Here is a 12,327-nt window from a genome sequence, read left to right as displayed (position 1 = left end):
CGGCAACGTCCCCTTCCCGCCCGACAGGGTGAACTATTTGCCTGCGCAGGATGCGCAACCTGCGTCGATTCGCCCGTGGGCCGGACTGCGACACCCGCCGATAGGTATAATCGCCCGACTCCGCCACCCTATTGCCGTCCCCGCCATGCCCCTGCTGCTCGTCGAACAAGCCTCCCTCGCCTTTGGCCACTGGCCGCTGCTGGACCACGCCAACCTGGTGGTGGAGCCGGGCGAGCGCGTCGGGCTGATCGGGCGCAACGGCCAGGGCAAGTCGTCGCTGCTCAAGGCCATCGCCGGTGTGGTGCGGCTGGACGACGGCGAGATCCGCCTGGCGCAGGATGCCCAGGTGGCATTCGTGGCGCAGGAACCACAGTTCGCGCCCGGCGCGACGGTGTTCGAAGCGGTGGCCGACGGCCTGGGCGAGTTGCGCCAATTGCTGACCGACTACCACCACGTGGCGCTGCATCAGGACGGCAGCGAAGCGGCGATGGCGCGCCTCAACGAGCTGCAACACGCGCTGGAAGCGCGCGACGGCTGGAAGTTCGACGCCCTGATCGCCACCACGCTGTCGCACCTCGGGCTGGCGCCCGAGCTGAAGGTGGACGAGCTGTCCGGCGGCTGGAAAAAGCGCGTGGCGCTGGCGCGCGCGCTGGTGGCCCAGCCGCAGTTGCTGCTGCTGGACGAGCCGACCAACCATCTGGACGTGTCCGCCATCGAATGGCTGGAGGGCCTGCTCAACAATTTCGCCGGCAGCGTGCTGTTCGTCACCCACGACCGGCGCTTCCTCGACAACGTGGCCACCCGCATCGTCGAACTCGACCGTGGCCGGCTGACCAGCTTCCCCGGCAACTTCAGCACCTACGAGACGCGCAAGGCCGACCTGCTGGCGCAGGAGGAGACCGTCAACCGCAAGTTCGACAAGGTGCTGGCGCAGGAGGAAGTGTGGATCCGCAAGGGCATCGAGGCACGCCGCACCCGTAACGAAGGCCGCGTGCGCCGGCTGGAGGCGCTGCGGCGCGAACGCGCGGCGCGGCGCGACCGGGTCGGCAACGTCAGCTTCCAGCTTGACGCCGGCGAGCGCTCCGGCAAGCTGGTGGCCGAGTTCGAGCACGCCAGCAAGGTATTCCGCGATGCCGCCGGCCGCGACAAGGTGATCATGCGCGATTTCACCACCCGGCTGATGCGCGGCGACCGCATCGGCCTGATCGGCCCCAACGGCGCCGGCAAGACCACCCTGCTCAAGCTGATCCTGGGCGAGATCGAGCCGGACAGCGGTGTCGTCAAGCGCGGCACCAACCTGCAGGTGGCGTATTTCGACCAGTTCCGCACCCAGCTCGACGAAGAGGCCGCCATCGTCGACGTGATCGGCCAGGGCAAGGATTACGTCGAGATCGGCGGCGCGCGCAAGCACGTGATGGGCTACCTGGAGGAATTCCTGTTCGCGCCGGAGCGCGCACGCAGCCCGGTGAAGTCGTTGTCGGGCGGCGAGCGCAACCGCCTGCTGCTCGCCATGCTGTTCACCCGCCCTGCCAATGTGCTGGTGCTGGACGAACCCACCAACGACCTGGACATCGACACGCTCGACCTGCTGGAGCAACTGCTGGCCGACTACCCCGGCACGGTGTTCCTGGTGAGCCACGACCGCGCCTTCCTCGACAACGTGGTCACCCAGACCATCGCCTTCGAGGGCGACGGCGTGCTGATGGAGAACGCCGGCGGCTACAGCGACTACCAGGCGGCGCGCGCCCGCGCCGAAGCCAGCCGCGCGGCCATCGCAAAAAAGGCCGAGCCGGCCGCCAAGCCCGCCGAGCGCGCCAAGCCGCGCTCGCAGAAACTGAGCTTCAACGAACAACGCGAACTGGAGCGCCTGCCCGGCGAGATCGAGGCGCTGGAAACCGAACAGGCGGCGCTGCAACAGGGCCTGCTCGACCCCGAGCTGTACCGCAGCGCCCCGCTGAAGGCCAAGGAGATGCAGGCGCGCATCGACACCATCGAAGCCGAGCTGCTCGACAAGCTGGAGCGCTGGGAAGCCCTGGAGGCGCGCCGCTAGGCGACGCAAGCGCCCGATGAACCGGCTGTTCCGCCTTCGCCCTTCCGCCACGCCGCAGCCGTCGCTCAGACCGCTGCGCACCGGGCTGATCGTGTTCTATTGCATCCTGTTGGTGGCGGTGGCCGCCAGCCTCGCCTGGATGACGATGCGCGACTACCGCGAGACCATGGACGGCCTGGAACGGCAGCAGCTGTCGCTGGCGCGCTCGCTGGACGAGCACGCGACCCGCACCTTCATCTCGGTCGAACAGGGCATGCAGAACATCGTGGAAAGCCTGAACGGCCTGGGCGGGGTGGACCGGGCCGAGGAATACATGATGCACATCCTGCTGCGCGACAAGACGCAGCTCACCCCGCAGACGCGCGGCCTGATCACCATCGACGACCAGGGCTACATCCGCGCGCACGGCCTGGAATACCCGGTGCGGCGCGTCAACCTGGCCGACCGCGACTACTTCGTCTACCACCGCACCTTCGACGACCTGCGCCTGCGCATGGATCGCCCGGTGATCAGCCGTACCGACAACCTGTGGCTGATCCCGGTCACCCGCCGCATCAACCGCCCCGACGGCAGCTTCGGCGGCGTGGTGCTGGCCGGCGTCGAACCCGAGTACTTCCTGCGCTTCTATCAGTCGCTCAAGCTGCCTCCTTCCACCCGCATCGAACTGATGCGCGCCGACGGCATGGTGCTGCTGAACTTCCCGTTCCAGCCGGCCGAGCTGGGCCGCAACATGCGCGAAAGCGCGCCGCTGGAATTCGAGGCGCGCCGGCTGCGCCACGCCTCGGCCTACCGCGAGCTGGACGCCAGCGGCCGCAACGAGCGGCTGGTGGTGTTCCACACCAGTACCAGCGATCTGCCGCTGATCGTGCGGGTGTCGATCGACCTGGGCAGCGCGCTGGCCAAGTTCCGCGGCGACCTGCTGACGCGCTCGATCGCCGCGGTCGGGCTGATCCTGGTGGTGACGGTGCTGCTCTACCTGTTGCTGCGCCAGTTGCGGCACGTGGAGGAGATCGAATCCCGGCTCTATCTCACCCAGTTCACGGTCGACCAGTCGCCCGACGTGGTGCTGTGGGCCGACCACCTGTCCTACCTGCGCTACGCCAACCATGCGGCGGAACGCAACACCGGGCTGGCCAACGACGAGCTGCTGGCGTCGCGCCTGACCGACCTGTTCCCCGACATGGGCCAGGCGCAGTGGGAGGAAATCTGGGCGCGGCTGCACATCGACAAGCGCATGATCCTCAACACCCACCTGCGCGACCACGGCGGACACCTGCTGCCGGTGGAAATCACCTTCAGCCATATCGAATTCAACACCGACGCCTACGCCTGCTGCACCGTGCGCGACATCACCGAGCAGCAGAACACCGAACGCGAACTGCGCCGTCACCGCGACCACCTGCAGGATCTGGTGCTGGAACGCACCGCCGAGATCCGTACCGTGCTCGACGCCAGCCCGCTGGCGATCATGCTGTCGGTGAAGAACTCGGTGCGCCTGGTGAACCCGGTGTTCGAAACGCTGTTCGGCTATGAAGGCAGCGAAATCATCGGCCTGCCCACCCACGCCCTGTTCGCCTCGCCCAGCCGCTTCGAGGAGATCATGCAGACGGTGTGGACCCGCGTGTCGGCGGGCGGCGTGTTCCGTGGCGAGATGGAGCTGTACCGACGCGACCACTCCAGCTTCTGGGCCATGGTCTACGCCAAGGCGCTGGTACCCGGCGACGTGAGCAAGGGCGTGATCTGCGTGATCGAGGACGTCACCTCGCAGCGCATCGCCGCACAGGCGCTGCGCCAGTCCGAACGGCTGAAGCGCACCATCATCGACACCACCGCCGACGGCTACATCCTGATCGACGAGGCGCGCCACATCGTCGACGTGAACCAGGCGTTCTGCCTGCTGCTGGGCTATCGCCGCGAGGAATTGATCGGCCAGCAGGCGACGCTGCTGTGGGGCGAGGCCGCCGAGCAGATCTTCCCCGCCGACCTGGCCGACCGCGACACCACGCGCAACCACATCGAGGAAGTGACGCTGCGCACGCTCGACGGCCAGCCGATGCCGTTCCTGGTCAACTCCGCGGCGATCCACGACGACAACCGCAGGCTGGAATACGCCTTCGCCTTCCTGACCAACATCTCCTACCTGAAGGAGATCGAGAAGAACCTGGTGGAAGCCAAGGAGGCGGCCGAAGCCGCCAACGTCGCCAAGTCGGCGTTCCTGGCCAATATGTCGCACGAACTGCGGACGCCGATGCACGCCATCCTGTCGTTCTCCGAGATGGGGCAATCCAAGGTGGGGCGCACCGAGCCGAACAACCTGGCGCGCTACTTCGAGCGCATCCACTCCAGCGGCAACCGCCTGCTGGTGCTGCTGAACGATCTGCTCGACATGTCGCGGCTGGAAGCCAACCGCATGACCTACGACAAGACCCGCAGCCACCTGCAACAGACGGTACTGGGCGCCACGCAGGAGATCTCGCCGCTGTTGCAGACCCGCCGCCTGCACCTGGACATCGACGAGGCCACGCCGGCGCTGTACGCGGTGTTCGACCGGGCGCGGCTGACGCAGGTGGTGGTCAACCTGCTGTCGAACGCGATCAAGTTCAGCCCGGTGGACGGGGCGATCGAAATCCGCTACCTGGCCACCGCCCTGCTGCACGACGGCACGCCCGCGGTCGGGCTGACGGTGCGCGACCGCGGCCCCGGCATTCCGCCGGGCGAGGAAGAGCTGATCTTCGACAAGTTCATCCAGAGCAGCCGCATGCGCGAAACCGGCGGCGGCACCGGCCTGGGGCTGGCGATCAGCCGCCAGATCATGGAAGACCACGGCGGCGAGATCTTCGCCACCTCGCACCCGCAAGGCGGCGCGTTGTTCACCCTGCTGCTGCCCGCGGACGGGCGCTGAGCGCCGCGCCGTCCGCCACGGCGCCCCGCAAAACGGCGGCGAATCGGGTACAATCCCGCCCTTTTCCCAATCCATTCAATACCATGACCGAGATCGCCCGCGAAGTGGGCCGCCGCCGCACCTTCGCCATCATCTCCCACCCCGACGCCGGCAAGACCACGCTGACCGAAAAGCTGCTGTTCTTCTCGGGCGCGATCCAGCTCGCCGGCACCGTCAAGGGCAAGAAGGGCGGCAAGTTCGCCACCTCCGACTGGATGGAGATCGAAAAGCAGCGCGGCATCTCGGTCGCGTCCAGCGTGATGCAGTTCGACTACCGCGAACACGTGGTCAACCTGCTGGACACCCCCGGTCACCAGGACTTCTCGGAAGACACCTACCGCGTGCTCACCGCCGTCGATTCGGCGCTGATGGTGATCGACGCCGCCAAGGGCGTGGAAGAGCAGACCATCAAGCTGCTCAACGTCTGCCGCCTGCGCAACACGCCCATCGTCACCTTCATGAACAAGTACGACCGCGAGGTGCGCGATTCGCTGGAATTGCTCGACGAGGTGGAGAGCATCCTCAAGATCCGCTGCGCGCCGATCACCTGGCCGGTGGGCATGGGCAAGACCTTCCGCGGCGTATACCACATCCTTCGGGATCAGGTGCTGCTGTTCAAGGCCGGCCAGGGTCCGCTGGACGACGTGGAAGTGATCGATGGCATCGACAACCCGCGCCTGGACGAACTGTTCCCGCTGGAGATCGAGCAGACCCGCATGGAGCTGGAACTGGTGCGCGGCGCGTCGCACCCGTTCGTGCTGGAGGAATTCCTGGCCGGCGAGCTGACGCCGGTGTTCTTCGGCTCGGCGATCAACAACTTCGGCGTGCGCGAGATCCTGAACGCGCTGGTCGATTGGGCGCCGGCCCCCGGCGCGCGCGACGCCACCGCGCGCGCGGTGGATCCGGCCGAAGAGAAATTCTCGGCCTTCGTGTTCAAGATCCAGGCCAACATGGACCCGCGCCACCGCGACCGCATCGCCTTCCTGCGCGTGTGCTCGGGCAGGTTCGAGCGCGGCATGAAGTTCAAGCACCTGCGCCTCGGGCGCGAGATCGCCGCCAACTCGGTGGTCACCTTCATGGCCCAGGGCCGCGAGCAGGTGGAGGAAGCCTACGCCGGCGACATCATCGGCCTGCCCAATCACGGCAATATCCAGATCGGCGATTCGTTCAGCGACGGCGAAGCGCTGGCCTTCACCGGCATCCCCTACTTCGCGCCCGAGCTGTTCCGCATCGCGCGCATCAAGAACCCGCTCAAGATCAAGCAATTGCAGAAAGGCTTGCAGCAGCTGGGCGAGGAAGGCGCGGTGCAGGTGTTCAAGCCGCTCAACGGCAGCGACCTGATCCTGGGCGCCGTGGGCGTGCTGCAATTCGAGGTGGTCGCCAGCCGGCTGGCCAATGAGTACGGCGTGGAAGCCGTGTTCGACTCGACCACCATCCACACCGCGCGCTGGGTGACCTGCGACGACGCGCGCATGCTGGCCGATTTCGAAAAGCAGCTGGTGAACAACCTGGCGCGCGATGCCGCCGACAGCCTGGCTTATCTGGCGACCAGCCGCGTCAACCTGGAACTGACCCAGGAGCGCTGGCCCAAGCTGGTGTTCCACGCCACCCGCGAGCACGCGGTCACGCTGTAACGTCGCAAACGCAGCAAATCGGGGCAGATCGATGTCCCGGAAAACCATCGGCCTTCACCCATCGGGGAAGGCCGATTTGCTTTGGCGCGACCAACACAGCGGTCGTGGCAGGTGGGCGAAACGCAGACCGGTTCGCGCGCCGCAGCCAGGAGGGTTTTGTCAGCCGCGCTTAGCGGGCGCCCAGCACCAGCAGCGCCAGTTGCAGCCGATCGGCCACCCCCAGCTTGCCCAGGATGGCGGTCAGATGCGCCTTGACGGTGCGCTCGGTGATGCCCAGCTGGCTGGCGATGGTCTTGTTCGGCAGGCCATGCACCGCCAGGAGCGCCACCTCGCGTTCCCGTTCCGACAATTGCGCCTGCCAATCCATCGTGGCTTGCGGCGCCGGCTGCGCATGGTGCAGCGCACCCAGCAGGCGCTGCATCACTTCGGGGCCGATCCAGAATCCGCCCGCTTCGACCGTTTCCAGGATGTGGCGCCAGTCGGCGTGCGCGGCATAGGCATGCGCGTAGCCCCGGAAACCGACCTCCAGCGCGGCGACGTTGCGCTCCTGCGATGGCACGCCGTCGGCGCCCAACAGCTTGCGGGTGGCGGTCCAGCGCAGCCAGCGCTGATCGTCCAGTGCTGGCAGACCGGGCAGGCCCAGGTCGCAGACGGCCATGCCGTCGGGCGGCAGCTCGTCGAGGGCCTCGACGCCGGCGCCCAGCACTACGTCGTGGCCGTCGGCAAAGCCGCGCCAGTGGGCGCAAAGCGCCAGATCACGCGAGAGAAGTAGCAGCTTGTTCATCGTTCGGTCAGCGCCGTGGCCTTGGCGCGCAGCACAGGTTTCAACAGATAGGTCAGGATGGTCTTCTTGCCGGTGAGAATGTCCACCTCCGCCACCATCCCGGGAATGATCGGGCGCTTCTCGTCGCCGAGGAACGCGGTCTTGGTGCGCACCTTGACCAGGTAGAAGGCGTTGCCTTTCTCGTCGGTCACGGTGTCGGCGGAGATCTGCTCCAGCGTGGCGTCGAGCCCGCCGTAGGTGGCGAAATCGTAGGCGGTGAACTTCACCAGCGCCTTCTGCCCCGGGTGCAGGAACGCGATATCGCGCGGCAGGATGCGCGCCTCCAGCAGCAGCGCGTCGTCGGTCGGCACGATCTGCACCAGCTCCTTGCCGGGCTGCACCACGCCACCCTCGGTATTGACCAGCAATTGCTTGACGGTGCCGCGTACCGGCGAGCGCACCTCGGACAGCTTCACCCGGTCGGCCAGGGCGACACGCCCTTCGCTCAGGCTGGCAAGTTTGCCCATGGTTTCGGAAAGCTCGGCGCTGGCCTGGTTGCGGAACGCGAGTTCCACCTCCTGCATCTTGCGGCTGGCCTCGGCGATCGACGCCTGGATACGCGGCAGTTGCGCCGCGGCGGCATCGCGCTCGCCGCGATAGCGCGCCACATCGCGCTCCAGCCGCAGCACGTCCACGTCGGACACGGCGCCGCTCTTGAGCAGCGGCCGCGTCGCATCCAACTCGCGCTGGGTCAGCACCAGGCTCTGCGCCGCCTGGTCGCGCCGGGCGCGTACTTCGTTCATTTCCTGGCTGCGCTGGGACAACTGTTGTCGTGCCACGCCCAGCGACGCATCCAGCTCGGCCACCCGCGAGCGGTACAGCAACTCTTCCTGCGAGGCGAGGTCGGGCGCGGCCTTGACCACCTCTTCCGGCAGCTGGAACGGCTTGCCGCTGGCCAGCGCTGACAAGCGCGCGGCCTTGGCCTTCAACGACAGCGACTGGGCCTGGTTCTCGTTGAGCGACGACACGAACCGCGTCGGGTCGATACGCAGCAGCAATTGGCCGGCGGTCACCTGCTGCCCTTCACGCACCAGGATCTTCTGCACGATGCCGCCATCCAGGCTTTGCACGATCTGCACCTGCGACGACGGAATCACCTTGCCCTCGCCGCGCGTCACCTCGTCCACCTTGGCCAGCGACGCCCACAGCAATAGCGCCAGCAGGCTGCACGCGGTCAGCCAGACCAGGATGCGCGCGCCGCGCGGATTCTGCTCGACGATGGCCCAGTCGGCCTCGCTGACGAAATCGATGTCGCCCGCCGGATCGCGCTTCTCGCTGGCGAACAGGTAGCGGTCGAACAGCCCCGAACTCCAGGCGGTGATGCGCCACCAGATGCGTTTGGCGAAGCCGGGCGGCTTCTGGATCTCGATCTTCATCATGCCCGTGCCACCTGCCCTTGTTGCAGGGCTTCGATCACCAGGGCCTTGGGCCCGTCGGCGACGATCTGCCCGCGGTCGAGCACGATCATCCGGTCCACCAGGTCGAGCAGCGAGGTGCGGTGGGTGACCAGCAGCACCGTCTTGCCCACCAGCAGCGAGCGCAATTGCTTCTTCAGCTTGTCCTCGGACTGGTGATCCATCGAACTGGTGGGTTCGTCCAGCACCACCATCGGCGGATCGTTGACCAGCGCGCGGGCGATGCACACTGCCTGCCGCTGCCCGCCGGACAGCGATTCGCCGCGCTCGCCGATCAGCATCTCGAAGCCGCGCGGATGCGCGTCGGCGAACTCCTTGACGCCGGAAACCGCCGCGGCGGCCAGCACCATGGCGTCGTCGGCGAACGGCGAGCCCAGGGTGATGTTGTCGCGCAGGGTGCCGTAGAACAGCAGCGGATCCTGCGGCACGTAGCCCACGGCGCGGCGCAGCTCAGCCGGGTAGATCTGCCGGGTGTCGATGCCGTCGATCAGCACCGCGCCATCGGAGGGGTGATAGAGGCCGAGCAGCAGCTTCTCGATGGTGGATTTGCCCGAACCGACGCGGCCGATGATGGCGACGCGCTCGCCGGCGCGCAGCCGGAACGACACGTGCTTGAGCGTCTGCTGGTGTTCGTCGTAGCCGAAGCTGACGTTGCGGAATTCGATATCGCCCTTGAAGCTGCGGCGATGCAGGAAGTTGCTGTCCGCGGGCAGTTCCACCGGCAGTGTCATCTGCGACTCCAGCCCGGCCAGCGAGGTGCGCGCGTTCTGGTATTGCATCAGCACCCCCGCCACCTGGCCGAACGGCGCCAGTGCGCGCCCGGTCAACATCGAGGCGGCGATGATGCCCCCGAGCGTGACCTTGGCCTCGGTCAGCAGGTAGACGCCGACGATGATGGTGATGATGTTGACCAGTTGCTGGATGAACAGCGCGAAATTGACGGTGGTGGTGGACAGCAGCCGCAGACGCGCCCCGACCTGCGCCAGGAAGATGGTCGCCTGCTCCCAGCGCCGCTGGAAGCGGCTTTCCGCGCACAGGGCCTTGATGGTCTCGATGCCGACCATGCTTTCGACCAGGGTGGCGTTGCGCTGCGAGGCCGCGCGCTGGGTGAGTTCCACCATCTGATGCATCTTGTCCTGCGCCAGCAGGGTGAAGCTGACGATCAACACCATGCCGATCAGCGGGGTGACGATGAACCACGGCGACAGCCACAGCAGCACCAGCACGAACACGAATACGAACGGCAGGTCGATCAGCGTGGTGGCGGAGGCGGAGGTGATGAAATCGCGCACGGCCTCGAAGGCGCGCAGGTTGGCGGCGAACGCGCCCACCGAGGCGGGGCGCTGGTCCATGCGGATGCCCAGCACCCGCTCCATGATCAGCGCCGACAATTTGATGTCGACCCGCTTGGACGCCACGTCGATGATATGGCCGCGCACCGTGCGCATCGCGAAGTCGAACCCCAGCACCAGCATGGCGCCGATCGCCAGCACCCACAGGGTTTCGACCGCGTGGTTGGGCACCACCCGGTCGTACACATTCATGGTGAACAACGGCAACGCCAGCGCGAACACGTTGATCAGGAACGCCGCCAGCAAGGTGTCGCGGTAGAGCCGCCAGTTCTCGAATACCACGCCCCAGAACCAGTGCCGGCCGCGAATGCTGCCCAGCTCCGGCGCACGCGCCTCGAAGCGGAAACGCGGCCGCACGAAGATGGCGATGCCGGCATAGCGCGTTTCCAACTCGCGGCGGCTCATTTCCTCACCGTCCTCGCCGCCCTCCGGAAAACGCACGCGCAGCCGGTCGCCCGGCAGGTGCTCCAGCAGCACGCAGGCTTCGCGGTTATCCAGCAGCAGGATCATCGGCATCAGCCGGGTCGGCAGATCGCTCAGCGCCCGTCGCACCACGCGCGCGCTGTAGCCGGCGCGCGCGGCGGCACGCGGCACCAACGAGGGCGTCATCACGTTATTGGACAGCGGCAGGCCGGCCGACAGCGCTTCGTGTGTCCACAGTGCCCCATGGATGCGGGTGATCTCCACCAGGCAATCGAGCAAGGGGTCGAAATGAGCACGCGAGCCACCCAGATTCCAATCGGAGTGCTCGTGTTCTGAGGGTGTGGGCGTCGGCATGGCGGTCGCCTAATGGCATCAGGCGTCAGGGGATAACGGAACGTTGTCTCAGTATCGTCCAGTCGACTGAAATATGACCTCGGAAAAAGCTCAAAATGGGTGGGCTTTTTTTACTGCCATCCAAGGAATGATCGTTTCCGCTTGTAAGGATCGTGGCTGAAGCAGCCCAACGTCGTCAGGTCAGATCACGTCGTCATTGCCCAGCAGGATGGAAGGCGCACGCAAATCGGCACGCAGCCTGCGCCGCGCCAGCAACTTGGCCTGCGCCTGCTCGGGCAGATCGGTCAGCTTGAGGATGTTCTTCTGGGTAAGGACATCGATCAGATCTTCCAGCACCCGGACGAAGTCCACATCGAGCGCATCGAACGACTCGCGCCCACCCGGTAGCCCGAGAAAAGCCAGGATCTCCGGCGCGGCATGCGGCACGAATTCATCGGCGTCCGCTTGGGGCTGGTCGAACAGGGCGACGAGCTGGCCCGCGGCATTGCGTTTGACATAAGGCATGAAAGCCTCCGGTTGGAAGCATGATTGCCTTTGAATCTAGCACGCAACAGCAGGAACGCCCTGAGGTCAGCGAACGCGGGACTCACCGGTCGCCAAGAACCGGGGTTGCCCCGCTCCGTTCTTGCAACACGCTATGGGGAAGTCGAATCGATCAATCGGCGATGGGAACGATGTCGTAACCACGTTGCGTGGCGGCATCCTGCAAACGGTCAACGAACTCACCCTGACCGGCATGCGGTTCAGTGGGCCAGGGTTCGCCGAGCATGGTCTGGGCCAGCGCACCGGCAATTCCGGCAGCTTCGCCTTTCTCGCCATTCCAGCGCCGGACCGCGTCGCGCAAGAGGGACGCTTCTTCCAGCAATCGATCCAGTTGCTCGTGGCTGAGCTTGATGCCCGAGATGGACTGAATATGGGCAATGGCGCGATGCGCCTTGTCATCGTTCATGGCGAGCCTCCGGTTCGAGCGCGGAAGCCCATCTTAGGAGGTGCGGGTGGTCGTTCCGCCTGCACAATTGCCATTGCCGAACGGTAGCGGCCGGAGTGCAGCGGACCATTGCCCTGCCCCACCGCTGATCTGTTCCAAACCCCCTAAAGTAAAACCCCCGAGCCTTTTGGGTCTCGGGGGTTTCGCATAAGAGCCTGGCGATGACCTACTTTCACACGGGAATCCGCACTATCATCGGCGCTAAGTCGTTTCACGGTCCTGTTCGGGATGGGAAGGCGTGGGGCCAACTCGCTATGGTCGCCAGACGTAACTCTGGAGTCACGACTGTACTTCGTCACAACTCGCAATTCGATAGAAGAAGCAATACTACTCAGGCGCGGTCAGCT

8 protein-coding genes and 1 rRNA gene are annotated in these 12,327 nt (G+C 66.1%); 3 read left to right on the top strand and 6 right to left on the bottom strand.

Annotated elements, in window-relative coordinates:
- Positions 1 to 145 precede the first annotated feature (145 nt).
- The 3 genes from C556_RS0117745 (at position 146) to C556_RS0117735 (ending at position 6,625) form a co-directional block, all read left to right on the top strand.
- The gene (locus tag C556_RS0117745) at positions 146 to 2,050 is read left to right on the top strand and encodes an ATP-binding cassette domain-containing protein (protein WP_018749594.1); all 1,905 of its coding nucleotides are present in this window, start codon (positions 146 to 148) and stop codon (positions 2,048 to 2,050) included.
- A gap of 16 nt (positions 2,051 to 2,066) precedes the next feature.
- Positions 2,067 to 4,952, top strand: coding sequence for a PAS domain S-box protein (locus tag C556_RS21940; RefSeq protein WP_018749593.1), 2,886 nt, complete (start codon positions 2,067 to 2,069; stop codon positions 4,950 to 4,952).
- Positions 4,953 to 5,035: 83 nt separating this feature from the next.
- Positions 5,036 to 6,625: a peptide chain release factor 3 gene (locus C556_RS0117735; protein WP_018749592.1), complete on the top strand. Its 1,590-nt coding sequence runs from the start codon at positions 5,036 to 5,038 to the stop codon at positions 6,623 to 6,625.
- Positions 6,626 to 6,794: 169 nt separating this feature from the next.
- Here C556_RS0117735 and C556_RS0117730 read toward each other — a convergent pair whose 3' ends face one another.
- The 6 genes from C556_RS0117730 to rrf all read right to left on the bottom strand — a co-directional run bounded on the left by C556_RS0117730 (position 6,795) and on the right by rrf (position 12,246).
- Complete coding sequence (locus C556_RS0117730; protein WP_018749591.1) at positions 6,795 to 7,409, bottom strand: response regulator transcription factor; 615 nt, start codon at positions 7,407 to 7,409, stop codon at positions 6,795 to 6,797.
- Positions 7,406 to 8,824 (bottom strand): HlyD family type I secretion periplasmic adaptor subunit, encoded by a 1,419-nt coding sequence (locus tag C556_RS0117725; RefSeq protein ID WP_018749590.1) that lies wholly within the window; start codon positions 8,822 to 8,824, stop codon positions 7,406 to 7,408. Before C556_RS0117725 ends, C556_RS0117730 begins: the two co-directional genes overlap by 4 nt.
- Complete coding sequence (locus C556_RS0117720) at positions 8,824 to 10,992, bottom strand: type I secretion system permease/ATPase (RefSeq protein WP_051083266.1); 2,169 nt, start codon at positions 10,990 to 10,992, stop codon at positions 8,824 to 8,826. The genes C556_RS0117725 and C556_RS0117720 overlap by 1 nt, the downstream gene beginning before the upstream one ends.
- A gap of 180 nt (positions 10,993 to 11,172) precedes the next feature.
- Positions 11,173 to 11,496: a hypothetical protein gene (locus C556_RS0117715; protein WP_018749588.1), complete on the bottom strand. Its 324-nt coding sequence runs from the start codon at positions 11,494 to 11,496 to the stop codon at positions 11,173 to 11,175.
- A 151-nt stretch (positions 11,497 to 11,647) separates the two neighbouring features.
- Positions 11,648 to 11,941, bottom strand: coding sequence for a hypothetical protein (locus C556_RS0117710; protein WP_018749587.1), 294 nt, complete (start codon positions 11,939 to 11,941; stop codon positions 11,648 to 11,650).
- 192 nt (positions 11,942 to 12,133) lie between these two features.
- Positions 12,134 to 12,246, bottom strand: a 5S ribosomal RNA gene (gene rrf, locus C556_RS0117705).
- Between the last annotated feature and the right edge of the window lie 81 nt (positions 12,247 to 12,327).

Origin of the sequence: Chitiniphilus shinanonensis DSM 23277 (genome assembly GCF_000374805.1) — a bacterium.
Classification (GTDB): domain Bacteria; phylum Pseudomonadota; class Gammaproteobacteria; order Burkholderiales; family Chitinibacteraceae; genus Chitiniphilus; species Chitiniphilus shinanonensis.
Note: the sequence above shows the minus strand (reverse complement) of the source record. Positions and strands in the feature narration are given on the sequence as shown.